Raw genomic sequence first — 18660 nt, forward strand, 5'->3', positions numbered from 1 at the left:
GGCCCGTGGCCGGGGCACGCCGGGCGACGCACGGCGGCACCCCCGCGGTGCCGGATCGCCGCGGGCTCGTACCCCTGTGGGCCGTGCGTTGCGCCGCGGGTCTCATCGCCGTCCTCCTCGGCGCCCTCGTCTGGAACGGGAGCGGCTGGATCGTCCTGCCCGTCGTGGTGGCCGCGGGCGCGGCCATCCTCCCGTCGATCGGGCTCACGGCGCTCACCCTGCTCCTGCTGATCGTGCCGTACGCCGTGAACATGCCGGCCGGCTCACCGTGGCTCCTGGTCTTCGTCGCCGGCCTCCACGCGGTCTTCGTCCTGAACCTCCTGCTGGTGCACCTGCCGCTGCGCGGCTGGATCAGCCTGTCCGCCCTCCGCCTCCTCGGAGTGTCCTTCCTGCGCCTGCAGGCGGTCGCGCAGCCGGTGGCCGTCCTCGCGCTGCTCGTCGACGACGCCGGGTCCAGCCTCCCGGTCGTCCTCGTCGGCGTCGCCGCTCTGGTCGCCTGGTGCTGCTGGCTCGTCGGACGGCGGCCGCTGCGGTCCCGTCGGTAGGTCTCGGCAGCAGGCGCCCGGGACGGCTGCCCGGGGCACCGCCGACAATGCGGACAGGTCCTGACCGCACGTCGCCGTACCCTTGGAGCATGATCGAGACCTCGGCCCGGTTGCTGCAGCTCCTCTCGCTCCTGCAGCTACGGCGCGAGTGGACCGGACCGGCGCTCGCCCAGCGCATGGACGTCACGGAGCGGACCGTGCGCCGGGACATCGGGAAGCTGCGCACGCTCGGCTACCCGATCAACGCCTCCCCCGGTGTCGCGGGCGGGTACCAGCTGGGCGCCGGCGCGCAACTGCCTCCACTCCTGCTCGACGACGACGAGGCGCTCGCCGTCGCCATCGGCCTGACCGCCGTGACGGCGAGCCCTGTCTCCGGGGTCGGGGAGGCGTCCGTCCGCGCGCTCACGAAACTCGAGCAGGTCCTCCCGCCGCGCCTCCGCCCGCGGTTCTCGGGTCTCCGCTCAGCCGTCACGCGCATGGCCGCCGCGAGCACGCCGGTGAATCCCGAGGTGCTGACGTCACTCTCCGCGGCCATCACGGAGCGGCGCTGCGTCGCCTTCCGCTACGACCGGCACGACGGCGAGTCGTCCCGCCGCGTCGTCGAGCCCTACCGGCTCGTCGACACCGGCAGGCGGTGGTACCTCGTCGCCTACGACCGCTCGCGGGAGGACTGGCGGACGTTCCGCGTGGACCGGTGCCAGAGCGTGCCGGTGGCCCGCGACCGCTTCGTCCCGCGCCCGCTGCCGGCCGCCGATCTCGCCGCTACGTCCAGCAGTCCATCACGCGCTCCCCCTACTCCTACGACGCCGTGATCCGCTTCAGCGCTCCCCTGCGGGAGCTCGAGGCACGGGTGCCCTCGAGCACGGGGACCCTCGAGGCCGACGGCGAGGACCACACCCTCCTGAGGGCCGGCTTCGATTCACTGGATTTTCCGCTGGCCTACCTCGCGAGCTGGGACATCGACTTCGTGGTGCTCGAACCCCCGGAGATGCGCGAGCGCGTGGCCGTCGTCGCGGACCGGCTGCGGCGGTCCGCCGGGGCGGCCACGGAGGCCTGACGGGGACAGTGGGCGCCACGGCCCTCGGTGAACGCCCGGCGCCGGGCGGGTGCGAGGAACTAGACTGGCAGGCAACTATGGCACTGACAATCTCCTACCCCGCGGACCTCCCCGTCTCGGACCGCCGGGCAGACATCATGGCCGCCATCGCGGCCAACCAGGTCACCATCATCGCCGGCGAGACCGGCTCCGGGAAGACGACGCAGATCCCGAAGATGTGCCTCGAGCTCGGCCTCGCCGAGAACGGGCTGATCGGCCACACCCAGCCGCGGCGCCTCGCCGCCCGCACCGTCGCCGAACGCATCGCGGAGGAACTGCAGGTGCCGCTCGGCGAGGAGGTCGGGTACCAGGTCCGCTTCACCGGATCGGTGGGCCGGAAGACGAAGATCAAGCTGATGACGGACGGCATCCTGCTCGCCGAGATCCAGCACGACCGCATGCTGCGCAAGTACAGCACGATCATCATCGACGAGGCCCATGAGCGCAGCCTCAACATCGACTTCATCCTCGGCTACCTCAGGCGCATCCTGCCGGAGCGCCCCGACCTCAAGGTCATCATCACCTCGGCGACCATCGACCCGGAGCGCTTCGCCGCGCACTTCGCCGCCGACGCCGCCGTGGAGAACACCTCGCCCGCCCCGATCATCGAGGTCTCCGGACGCACCTATCCCGTCGAGATCCGGTACAGGCCGCTCGACCAGCCGCCGGGCGGGCTCGACGACGGGGACGGCGGCGCGGACAGCGAGCTCGAGGAGGAGCGCGATCCGCTCGACGCGGTCTGCGACGCCGTCGACGAGCTCTCCCTCGAGGCTCCCGGCGACATCCTCGTGTTCTTCTCCGGCGAGCGCGAGATCCGCGATGCCGCCGATGCTCTCCGCGCCCGGATCCAGGCGACGCAGCGACTCCGCGGGACCGAGGTCCTCCCCCTGTTCGCGCGGCTCTCCCTCGAGGAGCAGCACCGCGTCTTCCGCCCGACGGGCAGCCACCGGAGGATCGTCCTCGCGACGAACGTCGCCGAGACCTCCCTGACGGTGCCCGGCATCAAGTACGTCATCGACACCGGGACCGCGCGCATCTCCCGCTACTCCCACCGCACGAAGGTGCAGAGACTGCCGATCGAGCGCGTCTCGCAGGCGTCGGCGAACCAGCGATCGGGGCGCAGCGGCCGCGTCTCGGACGGTATCGCCATCCGCCTCTACTCGGAGGAGGACTACGCCTCCCGCCGGCCCTTCACCGAGCCGGAGATACTGCGCACGAGCCTCGCCGCCGTCATCCTGCAGATGGCCGCCATGGGGGTCACGCGCAGTCCGAAGGACATCGCGGAGTTCCCGTTCGTGGAGCCGCCCGAGACGAAGGCGATCAATGACGGCGTCGCGCTCCTGCGTGAGCTCGGCGCGCTGAAGGACGACGGCGGTCTGTCCGCCGTCGGCCGCAAGCTCGCCCAGCTCCCCGTGGACCCGCGACTGGGCCGGATGATCGTGGAGGCCGGTGCCCGCGGCGCCGTCAAGGAGGTCATGGTGCTCGCCGCGGCCCTGACCATCCAGGACCCCCGCGAGCGGCCGTCCGCGGACCAGCCCGCCAAGCAGCAGCAGGCTGCCGAGAAGCACAAGCGCTTCGTGGACGAGAACTCGGACTTCACGGCCTACCTCAACCTCTGGCGGTACCTGCAGGAGAAGCAGGACGAGCTGTCCTCGACCCAGTTCCGTAAGCTGTGCCGCGCCGAGTTCATCAACTACCTCCGCGTCCGGGAATGGCAGGACCTGTTCCAGCAGCTGCGCCAGCTGGCCAAGCCCCTCGGCATCACCCTGCCCGCGGGCCCCGTGGACCCCGTGGGGCTGCACGAGCAGATCCACGTCAGCCTGCTGTCGGGACTGCTCAGCAACATCGGCCTGTACGACCAGCGCAAGCGTGAGTACGCAGGAGCCCGCGGGACACGCTTCGCCGTCTTCCCGGGATCCGCCCTGTTCAAGAAGTCACCGGACTGGGTGATGGCCGCCGAACTCGTCGAGACCTCCCGGCTCTGGGCGCGGGTCGTCGCCCGGATCGATCCCCTGTGGGCCGAGCAGGTGGCCCCGCACCTCGTGAAGCGCACCTACAGCGAGCCGCACTGGTCCCGGAAGATGGGCTCGGTCATGGCCTACGAGAAGGTGACGCTGTACGGCGTGCCGATCGTGCCTCAGCGGCGCATCAACTACGGGCGGATCGACCGCGAGGTGGCCCGCGAGCTCTTCATCCGGCATGCCCTCGTCGAAGGCGACTGGAAGACGCACCACACGTTCTTCAGCCGCAACCAGGCCCGTCTCGCCGAGATCGAGGAGCTGGAGAACCGCCTGCGGCGGCGGGACCTGCGGGTCGACGACGAGACGCTCTTCGATTTCTACGACCAGCGCATCGGTGCCGACGTCGTGTCGGAGCGCCACTTCGACGCGTGGTGGAAGAAGACCCGCCACGAGTCACCGGACCTGCTCGACTTCGATCCGGAGCAGCTGCTCGCCGACGACGCCACGGAGCTCGACGAGACGGCGTTCCCGACCGTCTGGCACCAGGCGGGGTTCGAGCTTCCGCTCACCTACGAGTTCTCGCCCCTCACCCCGGGCGCGCACGACGGCGTCACCGTGACCATCCCGGTGCTGTTCCTCAACCAGCTCGATCCGAAGCCCTTCCGCTGGCAGATCCCCGGACAGCGCGTCGAGCTCGTCACGGCCCTCATCAAGTCCCTGCCGAAGCAGGTGCGGAAGAACTTCGTGCCGGCCCCGGACGTCGCCCGGTCCACCGTCGCCGCCCTGGGGTCCGACTTCGACCCGGCCGGGGACGATCTCGAGACGTCACTCGAACTCGCGCTGCGCCGCCTGCGCGGGCACATCATCCCGCCGGGCTCGTGGAACTGGTCGACCGTGCCGGCGCACCTGCTGATGATGTTCCGCATCGTTGACGCCGAGGGACGCGTCCTCGACGAGTCCCGCGATCTCGAGGCACTGAAGGAGTCGCTGGGCCCGGCTGTCAGCCGCGCCATCGCGCAGTCGCTCGGTGCCACACCGGGCAGCACGCGGCGGGACGGACCATCCGGTGGGCCCGGACGCGGCGGCAGGGGCGGCGGCGGCAAGGCGGACGATCGACGGGGCACCGGGAGCACCGGTCCGCTCGGGCGTGACGACGTCCGCCACGGATCCGCGCGCACCGACGGCCGGGATACCCGGACACCCGCATCGCGGGAAGCCTCCGAGGTCGCTACCGGAGCGATGAGGGGCGGGGTCGCCGTCGCGGAGGCACCCGCCGTGGCGGAGCGCACCGGGGAGAAGGCGTGGGTCTTCGGCAGCATCCAGCGCGAGGTCTCGCGGACGGTCGCCGGCCACCGCATCACGGGCTTCCCGGCACTCGTGGACGAAGGCGCCACCGTGGGTCTCCGGGTCTTCCCCACGCCGGGCGAGCAGGCCAGCGTGATGCGCGCCGGGGTAATCCGGCTCCTGTCCCTGCGCATCCCGAGTCCGGCGAAGTACGTGCTGGAGCACCTCAGCAACACCGAGAAGCTCACGTTCAGCCAGAACCCGCACGGGAGCGTCGCGGAACTCATCCGTGACTGCTCGCTGGCCGCGATCGACAAGCTCGTCCCCGAGGACCTGCCCTGGACCGAAGAGGCGTTCGATCGACTGTACGAGGAGGTGCGGGCCGAGCTGATCGACACGGTCTTCACCGTCACGGCCACCGTGGAGAAGATCCTCGCCAGTACGCGACGGATCCAGAAGCAGCTCCGGGGCACCACGAGCCTCGCGCTGATCACGGCCCTGAACGACATCCGCAGCCAACTGGAGCACCTCGTGTATCCGGGGTTCGTCGCGGCGACGGGGTACGCGCAACTCGCGCACCTGCCGCGCTATCTCCGGGCCATCGAGGTCCGTCTGGAGAAGCTGCCCACGAACGTCCAGCGTGACGGCATCGGCCTGGCGACGGTGCAGCGGTTGGAGGACGAGTACGACGACGCCGTCGCGTCCCTCGCGGCCGGGCGGCACCGGCCCGAGAGCCTCCGCCGCGTCCGCTGGATGACCGAGGAGCTACGCGTCAGCCTGTTCGCGCAGGACCTCGGTACCGCGTACTCCGTCTCGGAGAAGCGGATCAGGACGGCCCTGAACGAGGCGATGGCTGCCGCGCGGTAGGCCCGTCAAGCGGGGACCGATGCCCCGTGTCCGGCGTCGCGCAGCGCCTGGCGCAGGGTCTCGGCGTGCTGGTCCATCGCGTCCGGCTTCACCGCGAGGTCCACCTTCTTCACGTCGAAGTCCGCCGGTGACTGCGTGGGCCACACATGGACGTGCAGGTGCGGCACCTCGTAGCCCTCGAGGAGGACGCCGACGCGCTTCGCACCGAAAGCCGCCTGCTGCGCCTTCCCGATCGTCTGGGCGACCGCCATCACCTTCGCGAGCGTGTCGGTGTCCGCTTCCAGCCAGTGCTCGATCTCCTGGCGGGGCACGACCAGCGTGTGGCCCGGCGTGATGGGCGCGATCGTCAGGAAGGCGACGACGTCGTCGTCCTGCCAGACGAAGCGGCCGGGGATCTCGCCGTTGATGATCTTCGTGAAGAGCGTGGTCATGGGGACTCCTGGTGGTGCGGCGGTCGGGGCACTGCCCTGGCGCTCCGGCAGGCGGACGGGACCGCGCAGCGGCGGTGGGGCGGGGCGTCCCGGGTTCATACGGAGGACGCTACCGCGCGGTGCAGCTGCGATCCACCATGCGGGACGCGGCACGGCCGGGGGTCGACCGTGCTGCGGTGTCATGCTCCGGCGTCGTGCTGCGGTGTCATGCTCCGGCGTCGTGCTGCGGTGTCATGCTCCGGCGTCGTGCTGCGCCGTCCCGTCCGTCCCGTCCGTCCCGTCCGTCCCGTCCGTCCCGTCCGTCCCGACGACGCGGGAAGGAACGGGAGGAGTGGGTGCCACCGTCGGCACCCACTCCTCCCGGTCCTCGCTGGCCGCGCTGGTCCGCCCTGCTCCGCCCGCCGTCAGGCGCCCGTGGCGACCGGAAGCCCCTCCGTGGTCGACCACTGCGACCACGAGCCGGGGAACAGTGCGGCGTCGATACCCGCGATCTCGAGCGCGGCGATCTGGTGGGCGGCGGTGATCCCGGATCCGCAGTAGACGGCGACCCTCCCCCGGTCGGCGCCCAGGGCACCGAAGCGGCGGCGGAGCTCCGACACCGGCCGGAAGCGCCGGTCCTCGCCGAGGTTCTCGGTCGTCGGAGCGCTGACGGCACCCGGGATGTGGCCCGCCCGGGGGTCGATCGGTTCCAGCTCGCCCCGGAAGCGCTCCGCGGCGCGGGCATCGAGGAGCACGTCGACCAGTGCCGCATCCACGAGGTCCGGCACGTCGACCACCGGCATCTGCCCCGCGGAGAGATGCACGTTCCCCACGCAGTGGCGCTCCTCCCCGCCCTCGACGTCGAACCCAGCGGCACGCCAGGCGGTCAGACCTCCGTCGAGCAGGCTGACGGAGGTGAAGCCCGCGTCCCGCAGGAGCCACCACAGCCGGGCGGCCGCGAGGTTCCCGGACTCGTCGTAGGCAACCACGGTGTCGCCGTCGTTGAGTCCCCACTGGCGCGCAGCTTCCTGCAGTGCGTCGGCGTCCGGAAGCGGATGGCGGCCGAGGCCGGGCCCGCCGGGTGCGCACAGCTGTGTCTCCAGGTCCACGAACACGGCACCGGGTATGTGGGCTGCGCGGTAGTGCTCGTGTCCATGGGGGTCACCCAGGGACCAGCGCACATCGAGCAGGATCGTCTGCGCGCCGGAGGTCATCCGGTCCTGCAGGTCCTGCACATCCATCAGAGTCTTCATCGAGATCTCCTGTCGGGACGGGCGACCGGACCTGCGGTGGTCACCGCGGCCGGTCCTGATGCAGGCCAGTCCACCACACCGCCGTCCCCGCTCCAAGAACCCCACGCCGGACCATCAGGACGGCCGTGGCACGGCTTGTAGGCTGGCATCATGCCCAGGTTCAGCGCCGCCGACAGATCGTGGTCCGACGACGCCGTGCGCCGCATCGAGGCGGACGGCAACCGCTCCGCGGACACGCATCTGTTCGCCGTCCCCCTCCCCGAGGAATGGGGCGTCCAGGTCTACCTCAAGGACGAGTCGACGCACCGCACGGGCAGCCTCAAGCACCGTCTCGCCCGGTCCCTGTTCCTGTTCGGCCTGGTCAATGGCTGGATCACGGAGGGGACCACCATCGTCGAGGCCTCCAGCGGCTCCACCGCGGTCTCCGAGGCCTACTTCGCGCAGCTCCTCGGCCTCCCGTTCGTCGCCGTGATGACGGCGACCACGAGCCGCGAGAAGATCGCCCTGATCGAGCAGTACGGCGGCACCTGCCGGTTCGTCGAGCACGCCTCGGACGTGTACGCCGTCGCCGAGACGGTCGCCCGCGAGACGGGCGGACACTACATGGACCAGTTCACCTATGCGGAGCGTGCCACCGACTGGCGCGGGAACAACAACATCGCCGAGTCCATCTTCGACCAGCTCTCCCTCGAACCGCACCCGCTGCCCGCGTGGATCGTGGTGGGAGCGGGCACGGGTGGCACGAGCGCCACGATCGGGCGATACCTGCGCTACCACCGCCACCCCACGCGGCTGGCCGTCGTCGACCCGGAGGGGTCGGCGTTCTACCCGGCGTGGGCGCACCCGGGATCGACGCCCGGCGGGCGTCCGTCACGCATCGAGGGGATCGGCAGGCCGCGCCCGGAACCGAGCTTCGTCCCCTCCGTGATCGACGCGATGATCCAGGTACCGGATGCGGCCTCGGTCGCCGCGGCCCGGCATCTGCGGGCGCTCACGGGTCTGCACGCCGGCCCGTCCACCGGGACGAATCTCTGGGGAGTCTGGCAGCTCGTGGCCGACCTCGTGGCCGACGGGCGGACGGGGAGCATCGTGTCCCTGATGTGCGACTCCGGTGACCGGTACGCGGCGACGTACGACGACGACGCCTGGCTCATGCGCAAGGGCCTGGACCCCGCGGCACCGGCAGCCGTGCTGGAATCGTTCTTCGCCACAGGCCGGTGGGCGCACGACGCGCCCTGAGGGACACGCACGGGCCTGCCTCCGTCAGACCTCGACGCTCTCCCGCACGTCGAGGTGGCGGAACTCGGTGCCGTAGGGCGCTCCCAGCCGGGTGACCTGGCCCTCGACCATGCCGAGGCCTGCCTCGTTCAGGAGCCCGTCATGGATCTGGTAGGCACGGGCCGCCCGCACGGACGTCACGAAATCCACCACCTCGGACAGCTTGGACCAGGGCGCATGCACCGGGACGAGGAGCGTCTGGACCCCGATGCCGTCGGGGACGATCAGCGAGTCGCCGGGATGGTAGACGGATTCGCCGATCAAATAGCCGACGTTGGCGATCATCGGGATGACGGGATGGATCAGCGCATGCTGCCCCCCGTAGGTCCTGACGGGGAAGCCGGCCGCAGTGAACTCCTCACCACCACGCACGGCGTGGACGCGCTCCGCCGAGCCCTCCCCCAGCGCCGCGACCACTGCGTCCGCTGCCGACTGCGGCGCCCAGAGCTCGATCCCCTGATCGGCCTGCAGGACCGCCACCACGCGGTCCAGCGCGATGTGGTCGGGGTGCTCGTGGGTGATCAGCACAGCGGTGGCACCCTGCAGCGCCTCCTCGACCTCCGAGAAGGTGCCGGGGTCGACGACGAGGACGGCGCCGTCCTGCTCGAACCGGACGCACGAGTGGGAGTACTTGGTGAGCTTCATGGCCTCAGACTACTCGCGCCCACGCTGATAATCTTGACTCTGGTCCAGGGCACCGGAGTGCCCGCGGGAAGGGTAGGACATGACGCCTGAGGCGACATCCGAGGCAGCGCGGAACGCTGCTCACGAGCAGGGACCGCGCACGGCGCGAAACACCGGGACGGGCACGGGATCGGACGCCGGGACCGCTCCGACCGGCCGAAAGGCCCCCGAGCAACGGGTGACGCGCCAGCGGCGTGCCGTGAGCGCGGCGCTGGACGAGCTCGACGACTTCCTGAGCACGCAGGAGCTCCACCGGCTGCTGCACGACCGCGGCGAGTCGGTCTCCCTGGCCACCACCTACCGCATCCTCCAGTCCATGGCCGACGACGGCGTGGTGGACGTCCTGCGGAACGGTGACAACGAAGCGGTGTACCGGCGCTGCGCCGTCGAGCATCACCATCACCACCTGCTCTGCAGGAACTGCGGCAGGACCGTCGAGATCGAAGCCCCCGCCGTCGAGCAGTGGGCCACGCGGATCGCGGCCGAGCACGGCTTCACGGATGCCGCCCACACGGTGGAGATCTACGGACTCTGCCCCGAGTGCACGGCTGCCGCAGCCGGCGTCCGGTAGGCGTCGGGACGTCAGCGCGACCCGACAGCGCGCCCCGGGGTGTCGGCATCGGGCGGAGATCAGCCCACCGACCGTGTCGGAGCCGTCGATTATCCTTGAACGGTGATGTCCCCCGACACTCCCGGCCCGAGCGGCGACCGCCCGCAGTCCCCCGCGGACAGCGGTCCTGTCGACGCAGGTGAACTCGCGGACCTGATCGAGGCCGTCCGCCGGTACCGCGATGCCGAAGGCTTCATGCGTGGCACGAGCAGGGATTCGATGCATCTCGGGAAGACGGACATGACGGCCCTCCGCCTGATGCTCCGGGCCGGCCGGACCGGCACGCCGCTCAGCGCAGCGGCACTGGCACGTCAGCTCGAGATCTCCACGGCCGCCACCACGGTCCTCGTCGACCGGCTCGAGAAGAGCGGCCACGCCGAACGCCGTCGCAGCGCCACCGATCGTCGGGCCATCGAGATCTGGCCCACGGCGACCACCGACGACGAGGTGCGGTCCACCATGGGCGTGCTCCATGAACGGATGATGGGTGTCGCCGCGGCCCTGCCCGCCCGGGACTGCGCCACGATCCACCGGTTCCTCACCCGGCTCGGCGTCGCCATGTCCGGCATGATCATGGCGGACGGTGTGGTGCCTGCTCTCCCGCGCCAGGACGCCTGAGCGTCGAACGAGCAGCAGGCGGTCCCGGTTCATACCTAGAGAGATTGACTACTAGATGGTCTAAACTGTCACCATGAAACCTTCGGACGCACGGCAGGGAGCAGGATACTGGTACCCGCCGTCGGGAGAAGGAACCACCGCAGAGGCCGCGACGGGCGTCGACGTCCTGAACGCCCTGCGCGCGTACCGCAACGTGGAGAGCGGCCTCCGGCGACGCCTCAGCCAGCGACTCAGCATCAACGAGACGGACCTCGGAGCCCTGCGCTACCTGCTCTCCGTCTGGCACAGGGACCAGGGCGCGAGTCCGAAGGACCTCGCACTCGCGCTGGGAATCTCGAGTGCGTCCACCACGCTCGTGATCGACAGGCTGGAGAAGGCCGGGTTCATCCGTCGTCGCCGGCACCCGGTCGATCGCCGGGCCGTGATCCTCGAGCCCGGCGAGCGCGCCACCGACGAGTTCCGCTCGGCCTTCGACATCGAGAAGCGGGGCGTCCTGGCGGCAGCGGACGGACTGACCAGCGAGGAGACCGAGACGGTCACGCGCTTCCTCCGCAGCATGGAGCAGGCGATCGCGGACGCCGTCAGCCAACCGGAGCGCTCGCAGGACGCCTGACTCCCCTGCCCGGCTCCGTGCCCGCCGGACCCGCCGTGCCCCGCCGGGATCCCCGCCGCGATCTCCTCGACGAGATGACACGGCACGCGAGGTAGATGGCGAAAGAGATCGTCGTGACGTACGGGCTGATGGGGATGCGTCCGCCCAGGGCGAGGAGGATTCCGCCCACCACCGAGACGCAGGCGAAGGTCACGCTGAGCAGCACCACGAGGCCGGGAGCCGAGGTGACCTTGAGGGCGGCGGCTGCAGGCGTGATGAGCAGGGCCAGCACCAGGAGCGCCCCGACCACCTGGATGGACAGGGCCACCGAGACCCCGAGCAGCACCATGAAGAGGATCGACAACCCGCGGACGGGTACGCCGCGTGCCTCGGCGAGATCCGCGTCCGCGCTGGCGAAGGTCAGGGGACGCCAGATGGCGGCCAGTGCGATCATCACGACGACGGCGCAGCCGACCAGGAGATTCAGCTGCACATCGTCGACGGAGACGATCTGACCGGTCAGCAGTCCGAACTTGTTGGCCGCCCTCCCCTCGTAGAGCGCGAGGAAGAGGATGCCGAGCCCCAGACCGAACGGCATCACGACGCCGATGATCGAATTGCGGTCGCGTGCTCGGATGCCCATGAGGCCCAGGGTGAGCGCGGCCAGGACGGACCCGACGAGGGAACCCGCCACCACGTTCGCTCCGACCAGCAGGGCGAAGGCGGCTCCGGCGAAGGACAGCTCGGCGATCCCGTGCACGGCGAACGCGAGGTCACGCATCATCACGAAGGTGCCGATGAGTCCGCCGAGCAGGCCCAGCACGGCTCCCGCGATCAGTGAGTTCCTGACGAGCGGGAGGAGCTGGGCGTAGTTGTCGAAGGTGAAGACGGCGCTGATGACGTCCTGGAGGTCCATGGTCTAGGCGCTTTCGTGGTGGTGCGTGGTGGCGTCCGGAAGGCCGACGACGATGATGCGGCCGTTGCTGCGCAGGACCTCCACGGGGCTGTTGTACAGGTCCGACAGCACCTCGCTCGTCATGACCTCCTCGGGCGTGCCGACCCGGAACTCGCCGTCGGCCAGGTAGAGCACCCGGTCCACGTACTCGATGACGGGGTTGATCTCGTGCGTCACGAAGACCACGGCGCTGTTCTTCTCATGGCTCTGCCGGTTGATGAGGGAGCTGACCGCCTGCTGATGGTGCAGGTCGAGCGAGAGCAGGGGCTCGTCGCACAGGAGGACGGCCGGATCGGTGGCCAGCGCCTGCGCTGCGCGGAGCCGCTGCTGCTCGCCGCCGGACAGCAGTCCGACCGGGGCGTCCGCGTAGGACTCGGCCCCGACGTCGCGCAGGAGTCCGTCGACCCGCGCGTTGTAGGCGCTGCTGCGCAACCGGACACCCCAGCGGTGTCCGTCCACGCCGAGGCCCACGAGGTCCCTGGCCCGCAGCGGCGTGTCCGGCGGGAAGGATTTCTGCTGCGGGATGTACCCGAGGGTCCGGCTGCCGCGGGCGATGGGCCGGCCCTCGATCAGCGCCGTCCCGGTGTCGAGCTGCTGCAGACCGAGAAGCACCTTGAGGAAGCTGGTCTTACCCGAGCCGTTAGGGCCGAGGACGGCGAAGAACTCCCCCGGCATGATGTCGAGGTCCAGTCCCTGCCACAGGGTGCGGCTGCCGAACGAGAGCGCTGCCCCGCGCAGGCTGATGGCCGGCTGATCCCCACCACCCTGCGGGGAGGGGCTCTGCCGGGGCAACGTCGAGATCATGCGGGCGGCTTCCAGTCTGTCGTGGCGGTGGCGGTGGAGGTGGCGGCGGCACGTTCCGGCCGTTCGCTCCGGTTCTCGGCCGGACGGCCTCAGCCCTCGAGGGCGGCCTCGACGGTGTCCGTGTTGGCCGTCATCCAGGACACGTAGTCCTCGCCGTCGGGCAGTGTCTCGGTGAAGTCCAGCACCGGGAGGCCGGCACCGTCAGCGGCCGAGCGGACCGCTTCCGTCTGCGATCCCTCGGTCTGGTCATTGTAGGCAAGGAAGGCCAGCCGGCCACCGCTGACGAGGTCCTTCATCTCGTTCAGTGCAGCCACCGGGACGTCGGTCTCCTCCTCGACCGCCTCGCTGAATCCCTCCGGAGTCACGTTCTCGAGACCCGCCGCCTCGAGCAGGTAGGCGGGAACGGGTTCCGTGACCGCGACCTCCTTGCCTGCCCCCTCGGCGGCCAGCGCGGCCAGGCGGTCCTGCACCGGCTGCAACTCTGCCGCGAAGGCGTCTGCCCGCTCCTGGTAGGCGTCGGCGTTGGCCCCGTCGAGCCGTCCGAGCTCATCCGCGATCGCATCGGCCAGGGTGACCATGGCCGGCAGGTCGTACCAGACGTGCTCGTTGAACGCGCCGTGGCCGTGGCCGTCCTCGTCGGCATGGCCGGCCTCCGAGGACTCCGCCTCCTCGGCGTGTCCAGCCGCCTCGTCGGCGTGCTCCTCGCTCTCGGCGGCATCCTCGAGTCCGGACAGTTCGACGGCGTTCAGCACCGCCCCCACCCCCGTCTCCTCCGCGAGGCGGCCGAGGAAGGTGTCGTACCCTCCCCCGTTCTCGATCACGAGGTCCGCCTCGGAGACGGACAGCTTGTCCTGCACCGTCGCCTCGTACGAATGCGGATCCTGGCTGAGGCTGTCGACGATCGAGGTGACCTCGACGTCCTCGCCGCCGACCACCGAAGCGATGTTCCCGAACACGTTCGTGGACGTCACGACCGAGAGGACCCCGCCCGCTCCGGCGGACCCGGCGTCCGCTCCGCCGTCCGGGGTCCCGCCGCCACAGGCGGCGAGGCCGAGGGCCGAGGCCGCGAGGAGGGCAGTCACGGCGAGAGGACGGGAAGCGGGCATGGAGGACCTCGATCAGACTATTGAGAACTGTTTACGTTAGCGAATCGAGTCTAGCCGAAACGGGAATCATTCGCATACGGCACGCACGGGTAGCGCCTGTCAGCCGACCGTCGTCTCGGCCCCGTTGACGCCCTCTCCCGATCGCCGCGCGCCATGATTCTGCGTCGCATCGCGGATCTCGCCGATCAACTGCTCGATCACGTCCTCGAGGAACAGCACCCCTCGTGTTGCGCCGTCGTGCCCGAGCACGCGCGCCACGTGGGAGCCCGTGCGCTGCATCACGGCCAGCGCGTCCTCGATCTCGTCGTTCAGGGCGAGGTTGGCCAGGGTGCGGACCTTGTTCTCGGTGATCGGTCTGCGGTACATCGCCTGCGGCATGGACATGATGTCCTTCAGGTGCATGTATCCCGTCAGGTTGCCGTGCTCGTCCACCATCACGAATCGCGAGAAACCGGTGCGGCCCACGGCCCGCTCGAAGTCCTCGGGCGTCGCATCGGTCCGGATCGTCACCAGTTCGGTGAGCGGGATCATGGTGGTCTCGGCGGTCTGCCCGGAGAACTCGAGCGCGCTGGTGATCAGTCCGGACTCGTCGTCGACCAGGCCGCTCTTCGTCGACTCCTCGACGATCGACTGCACCTCCTCGAGCGTGTAGGTCGAGGACACCTCGTCCTTCGGTTCCACCTTCATGGCCCGCAGGATGTGGTTCGCGGCCCAGTTGAGCGAGGAGATCACCGGGTTGACGATCCGCGCGATCATGACGAGCGGGGGTGCCAGCAGCAGCGCCGCCTTGTCGGCGACGGACACCGAGATGTTCTTCGGCACCATCTCGCCGAACGTGACGTGCAGGAACGTGACGAGCAGCAGTGCCAGTGCGAACGCCACACCGTCGGCCAGTCCCTCGGGAACACCGACGGCCTCGAACGGCACCACGAACAGGTGGTGGATGGCAGGTTCCGCGACCTGGAGGATGAGCAGCGAGCACACCGTGATGCCGAGCTGGGAACAGGCCAGCATGAGGGACACGTGCTCCATCGCCCAGATGGTGGTGCGGGCACGCTTCGAGCCGGCATCGGCCAGAGGCTCGATCTGGCTGCGGCGTGCCGACATCACCGCGAACTCGGCGCCGACGAAGAAGGCGTTGCCCATCAGGAGGACGACGAGCCAGACGATCCCTGCCCAGTCACTCATCGGTGGTCCTTCCCCACGGCCGTGCTCCCCGCGAGTGCGGGAGTCCCGGCGCGCTGCGGTCGCGTCTCGTCGGTCACCGGTCGGTGCTCAGGGACGACGGCACGGTCCGGGGCAGGGTCGGCAGCATCGTCAGCGGCACTGCCGGACCCGTCCGGCTCGAGCGGCCCCTGGACCGGCGTCGGCCGGAACTGGACGCGGTCGATCCGCCGTCCGTCCATGCGCTCCACCGTGAGCGTCCCCGCCGGGACGCTGACGACGTCGCCCGCCTCGGCGACGCGGCCGAGTTCGGCGAGGATGAACCCCGCGACCGTCTCGTACCCTGCCTCGTCCGGCACCACGAGGTCGGGGATCTGCAGGGTGACCTCGTCAGGACGCATGAGGCCGGGGAAGAACCAATCGCCGGCCGCGCTCTGGAGCACCCCCGGCTTCAGCTTGTCGTGCTCGTCCTTCACCTCGCCCACGATCTCCTCGACGAGGTCCTCGAGCGTCGCGACGCCCGCGGTCCCGCCGTATTCGTCCAGCACGACGGCGAGCTGCAGGTTGGCCTCCCGGAGTTCGCTGAGCAACGAGTCGAGGTGCACGGTCTCCGGCACGCGCAGCACGTCGGTCATGATGGTGCCCGCCGGTAGCTCCGCCCGCTTGTGGCGTGGGACGGAGACGGCCTTCTTCACGTGGACCACGCCACGGATGTCATCGGCGGACTCACCGATGAGGGGGAACCGCGAGTAGCCCGTGCGCCGGGCCGCCTCGACGACGTCGGCGACCGTCTGGTCGGAGTCGATGACCTCCATGCGGATCCGCGGCGTCATGACGTCCGCGGCCGTGCGCTCGGAGAAGCTGAAGGTGCGTGCCAGGAAGGTGGCGGTGGACTGGTCGAGCGTTCCCATCTCGGCCGAACGACGGACCAGGGACGAGAGCTCGGACGGCGTGCGCGCGCCAGAGATCTCCTCCTTCGCCTCGAGTCCGAACACGTTCAGGACCCGGTTCGAGAACCCGTTGAGCACGATAATGGCCGGCTTGAAGACGGCAGTGAAGAGCAGCTGCGGCCGCGCGAGGGCCTTGCCCACCCGGAACGGCAGGGCGATGGAGAGGTTCTTGGGGACGAGCTCACCGATCAGCATCGAGAGCAGGGTGGCGAGCACCATCGCGATGACGATCGAGGAGGACGCCACGAGCGCCTCCGAGAGCCCGAGGGACGTCAGCGGACCCTCGAGGAGCCGCCCGACGGACGGCTCCATCACGTACCCCGTGAGCAGGGTGGTCATCGTGATGCCCAGCTGGCAGCTCGAGAGCTGCGTGGAGAGCGACCTCAGGCAGCGGAGCAGCGGTTCGGCCCCGGTGTCGCCGTCGTCGACCGCCCGCTGGACGTAGGTCTGGTCGAGCGCGACGAGCGCGAACTCGACCGCCACGAAGAACCCCGTCCCGAGGACGAGGAGTACACCGGCGGCGAGATAGATCCATTCCACCGCTGCTACCCCTTCCCGGTCGGGCGGGACAGGGTTCGCAGCGGTCCCCGTCTGAGGGGGTCCGCGGCGTCCGTCGGCAGTGGCACCGGGCCGTGGTCCGCGTCGGCGGGAGGTCCGGCCTGCGGGCCGGACAGCGCATGGGCAAGAGGAGAGGGGATGCCGGCGTCGAGCCGGCCCCTAGAAGGACTGTCCATAAGAAGGCCAGTTTACCGGCTCCGCCCTTCTCCGCCACACGCGATTCCGCTGACCGCGATCGCACCGATCCGTGCAGGGAGCCGGCCCCACGCGCCCTACCAGCTCTGCTGGAGCGGACGGCCCTCCTCGTAGCCGGCCGCCGACTGCACGCCGACGACGGCGCGCTCACGGAACTCGGCGAGGGAGGTGGCGCCCGCATAGGTCATGGAGCTGCGCACGCCGGCGGTGATCATGTCCAGCAGGTCCTCCACGCCCGGGCGGGCAGGGTCGAGGTACATCTTGGAGGTCGAGATGCCTTCCTCGAACAGGCCCTTGCGTGCCCGGGCGAACACGTCGTCGCGCCGTGTCCGGTTCTGGACCGCTCGCGCCGAGGCCATGCCGAAACTCTCCTTGTAGCGCCGGCCGTTGCTGTCGGTCTGCAGGTCGCCGGGGCTCTCGTACGTCCCGGCGAACCAGGAACCGATCATCACCTGGCTGGCTCCCGCGGCGAGCGCGAGGGCGACGTCGCGGGGGTGGCGCACCCCGCCGTCGGCCCACACGTGGGCGCCGAGGTCGGCTGCGGCCCGGGCGCACTCGTGCACCGCGGAGAACTGGGGACGGCCGACGGCCGTCATCATGCGGGTGGTGCACATGGCACCGGGACCCACGCCGACCTTGACGATCGAGGCCCCGGCAGCGACGAGGTCGCGCACCCCCTCGGCGCTGACCACGTTGCCGGCCACGATCGGGACCGTGGGGTGCAGTCCCCGCACGACCGCGAGCGCATCCAGCATCTTCCGCTGGTGGCCGTGCGCGGTGTCGACGACGAGCACGTCGACACCCGCGTCCAGCAGGGCGGCAGTCTTCGCCTCCACGTCCCCGTTGATGCCCACCGCCGCGGCCACCCGCAACCTCCCCGCTCCGTCGAGCGCGGGATCGTAGATGGTGGAGCGGAGCGCGCCGGTGCGGGTGATGACGCCCTGCAGGACGCCGTCGCGCACCACCGGGGCGAGCGAGGCGCGCGCGCCGTCGAGGTCCTCGAACGCCTTCTGCAGGGCGGCCGAGGGGTCGTCGTCGAACAGGGCCGCATCGAACGCCGCCGGGGCGGGGCGCATCACGGACTCGAGGGAGGCGAACCGGTCCACCTCCTCGCAGTCGGCGGCGTTGACCACCCCCACGCAGGTCCCGCCGTCGTCGACGACGAGCACCGCGCCGTGCGCCCGCTTGTACATGAGGTGCAGCGCGTCGATCACGGTGCTGCCCGGCCGGAGCTTCAGCGGCGTCTCGAAGACGGGATGCCGTTCCTTGACCCAGGACGTGACCTCCGCGATCACCTCGGCGGGCACGTCCTGCGGAAGTACGCCGATACCTCCTCGGCGCGCGACGGTCTCGACCATGCGGCGCCCCGTGACCGCGGTCATGTTCGCGACGACGAGGGGGATGCTGGTGCCCGTGCCGTCGTCGGAGGACAGATCGACGTCGAACCGGGAGACCACCTCGGACGCGGAGGGAACGAGGAAGACGTCCGAGTAGGTGAGATCGGTGGTGGGCGGGGTGATGAAGCGCATGGTGTCCCTGTCTCGACGGCGGGGTGAGCGGCGGGCTGAGCGACCGCGTGGACGGCCGCAAAGAGTCTAGTGCGTCGGCCGTGCCGCTCCCACTCCGGGTGCCACTCCCGGGGCGCCCGCGGTACCCGCTCCGGAGGGTACCCGGGCGACGCGGCTGATTGGATTGTTCGTCAGTCCTGTCACTACACTTGGACAGGGTCC

General features: G+C 70.3%; 15 protein-coding genes and 1 pseudogene. 7 read left to right on the forward strand and 9 right to left on the reverse strand.

All coding sequences use genetic code 11. The features are described 5' to 3' along the window. The first annotated feature begins 5 nt into the window (after positions 1-5). From FNH21_RS01795 to hrpA, 3 genes and pseudogenes are all read left to right on the forward strand, one after another. Positions 6-545, forward strand: a complete 540-nt coding sequence (locus tag FNH21_RS01795; RefSeq protein WP_152811867.1) for a hypothetical protein — start codon at positions 6-8, stop codon at positions 543-545. Between the two features lie 89 nt (positions 546-634). After that, positions 635-1602: pseudogene (locus FNH21_RS01800) on the forward strand (helix-turn-helix transcriptional regulator). A 77-nt stretch (positions 1603-1679) separates the two neighbouring features. Next, on the forward strand, positions 1680-5753 hold the full coding sequence (hrpA, locus tag FNH21_RS01805; RefSeq protein ID WP_152811875.1) for an ATP-dependent RNA helicase HrpA: 4074 nt from the start codon (positions 1680-1682) through the stop codon (positions 5751-5753). Between the two features lie 5 nt (positions 5754-5758). Here the strand turns inward: hrpA and FNH21_RS01810 are convergent, their stop codons facing one another. Together FNH21_RS01810 and FNH21_RS01815 are read right to left on the reverse strand one after the other, a co-directional pair. Next, a complete protein-coding gene (locus FNH21_RS01810) occupies positions 5759-6184 on the reverse strand; it encodes an HIT family protein (protein WP_152811877.1) in 426 nt (141 codons plus the stop codon). Positions 6185-6588: 404 nt separating this feature from the next. Next, entirely contained in the window at positions 6589-7416 is an 828-nt protein-coding gene (locus FNH21_RS01815; protein WP_152811878.1) for a sulfurtransferase, read from the reverse strand. A gap of 150 nt (positions 7417-7566) precedes the next feature. Between FNH21_RS01815 and FNH21_RS01820 the strand changes: the two genes are divergently transcribed. Beyond that, positions 7567-8655: a PLP-dependent cysteine synthase family protein gene (locus FNH21_RS01820; RefSeq protein WP_152811880.1), complete on the forward strand. Its 1089-nt coding sequence runs from the start codon at positions 7567-7569 to the stop codon at positions 8653-8655. A 24-nt stretch (positions 8656-8679) separates the two neighbouring features. Here the strand turns inward: FNH21_RS01820 and FNH21_RS01825 are convergent, their stop codons facing one another. Further along, complete coding sequence (locus FNH21_RS01825; protein WP_152811882.1) at positions 8680-9339, reverse strand: MBL fold metallo-hydrolase; 660 nt, start codon at positions 9337-9339, stop codon at positions 8680-8682. 217 nt (positions 9340-9556) lie between these two features. Between FNH21_RS01825 and FNH21_RS01830 the strand changes: the two genes are divergently transcribed. The 3 genes from FNH21_RS01830 (at position 9557) to FNH21_RS01840 (ending at position 11219) form a co-directional block, all read left to right on the forward strand. Then, positions 9557-9949 (forward strand): Fur family transcriptional regulator, encoded by a 393-nt coding sequence (locus FNH21_RS01830; RefSeq protein ID WP_338403191.1) that lies wholly within the window; start codon positions 9557-9559, stop codon positions 9947-9949. Between the two features lie 105 nt (positions 9950-10054). Next, positions 10055-10606, forward strand: coding sequence for a MarR family winged helix-turn-helix transcriptional regulator (locus tag FNH21_RS01835; RefSeq protein ID WP_206687018.1), 552 nt, complete (start codon positions 10055-10057; stop codon positions 10604-10606). 73 nt (positions 10607-10679) lie between these two features. Next, the gene (locus FNH21_RS01840; protein WP_152811888.1) at positions 10680-11219 is read left to right on the forward strand and encodes a MarR family winged helix-turn-helix transcriptional regulator; all 540 of its coding nucleotides are present in this window, start codon (positions 10680-10682) and stop codon (positions 11217-11219) included. On the opposite strand, the gene FNH21_RS01845 is transcribed toward FNH21_RS01840, so the two are convergent. The 6 genes from FNH21_RS01845 to guaB1 all read right to left on the reverse strand — a co-directional run bounded on the left by FNH21_RS01845 (position 11188) and on the right by guaB1 (position 18459). Further along, positions 11188-12114 (reverse strand): metal ABC transporter permease, encoded by a 927-nt coding sequence (locus tag FNH21_RS01845; protein WP_152811890.1) that lies wholly within the window; start codon positions 12112-12114, stop codon positions 11188-11190. The genes FNH21_RS01840 and FNH21_RS01845 overlap by 32 nt on opposite strands. Positions 12115-12117: 3 nt before the next feature. After that, positions 12118-12957 carry a metal ABC transporter ATP-binding protein gene (locus tag FNH21_RS01850; protein WP_152811892.1) on the reverse strand — a complete coding sequence of 280 codons (840 nt, stop codon included), beginning with the start codon at positions 12955-12957 and terminating at the stop codon, positions 12118-12120. A gap of 89 nt (positions 12958-13046) precedes the next feature. Continuing rightward, positions 13047-14063, reverse strand: coding sequence for a metal ABC transporter solute-binding protein, Zn/Mn family (locus FNH21_RS01855; protein WP_152811894.1), 1017 nt, complete (start codon positions 14061-14063; stop codon positions 13047-13049). Between the two features lie 99 nt (positions 14064-14162). Next, positions 14163-15251, reverse strand: coding sequence for a hemolysin family protein (locus tag FNH21_RS01860; RefSeq protein ID WP_152811896.1), 1089 nt, complete (start codon positions 15249-15251; stop codon positions 14163-14165). After that, on the reverse strand, positions 15248-16717 hold the full coding sequence (locus tag FNH21_RS01865; protein WP_191931518.1) for a CNNM domain-containing protein: 1470 nt from the start codon (positions 16715-16717) through the stop codon (positions 15248-15250). The genes FNH21_RS01860 and FNH21_RS01865 overlap by 4 nt, the downstream gene beginning before the upstream one ends. Before the next feature lie 290 nt (positions 16718-17007). Next, positions 17008-18459, reverse strand: a complete 1452-nt coding sequence (guaB1, locus tag FNH21_RS01870; RefSeq protein WP_152811898.1) for a GMP reductase — start codon at positions 18457-18459, stop codon at positions 17008-17010. Between the last annotated feature and the right edge of the window lie 201 nt (positions 18460-18660).

Origin of the sequence: Arthrobacter bussei, assembly GCF_009377195.2 — a bacterium.
Taxonomy (GTDB): domain Bacteria; phylum Actinomycetota; class Actinomycetes; order Actinomycetales; family Micrococcaceae; genus Arthrobacter_D; species Arthrobacter_D bussei.

Excerpts from the sequence above, each read along its gene's own strand:
- hrpA (WP_152811875.1), top strand. The coding sequence starts at position 1,680 with ATGGCACTGACAATCTCCTACCCCGCGGACCTCCCCGTCTCGGACCGC.
- FNH21_RS01810 (WP_152811877.1), bottom strand. The coding sequence starts at position 6,184 with ATGACCACGCTCTTCACGAAGATCATCAACGGCGAGATCCCCGGCCGC.
- FNH21_RS01815 (WP_152811878.1), bottom strand. The coding sequence starts at position 7,416 with ATGAAGACTCTGATGGATGTGCAGGACCTGCAGGACCGGATGACCTCC.
- FNH21_RS01820 (WP_152811880.1), top strand. The coding sequence starts at position 7,567 with ATGCCCAGGTTCAGCGCCGCCGACAGATCGTGGTCCGACGACGCCGTG.
- FNH21_RS01825 (WP_152811882.1), bottom strand. The coding sequence starts at position 9,339 with ATGAAGCTCACCAAGTACTCCCACTCGTGCGTCCGGTTCGAGCAGGAC.
- FNH21_RS01835 (WP_206687018.1), top strand. The coding sequence starts at position 10,055 with ATGTCCCCCGACACTCCCGGCCCGAGCGGCGACCGCCCGCAGTCCCCC.
- FNH21_RS01840 (WP_152811888.1), top strand. The coding sequence starts at position 10,680 with ATGAAACCTTCGGACGCACGGCAGGGAGCAGGATACTGGTACCCGCCG.
- FNH21_RS01845 (WP_152811890.1), bottom strand. The coding sequence starts at position 12,114 with ATGGACCTCCAGGACGTCATCAGCGCCGTCTTCACCTTCGACAACTAC.
- FNH21_RS01850 (WP_152811892.1), bottom strand. The coding sequence starts at position 12,957 with ATGATCTCGACGTTGCCCCGGCAGAGCCCCTCCCCGCAGGGTGGTGGG.
- FNH21_RS01855 (WP_152811894.1), bottom strand. The coding sequence starts at position 14,063 with ATGCCCGCTTCCCGTCCTCTCGCCGTGACTGCCCTCCTCGCGGCCTCG.
- FNH21_RS01860 (WP_152811896.1), bottom strand. The coding sequence starts at position 15,251 with ATGAGTGACTGGGCAGGGATCGTCTGGCTCGTCGTCCTCCTGATGGGC.
- guaB1 (WP_152811898.1), bottom strand. The coding sequence starts at position 18,459 with ATGCGCTTCATCACCCCGCCCACCACCGATCTCACCTACTCGGACGTC.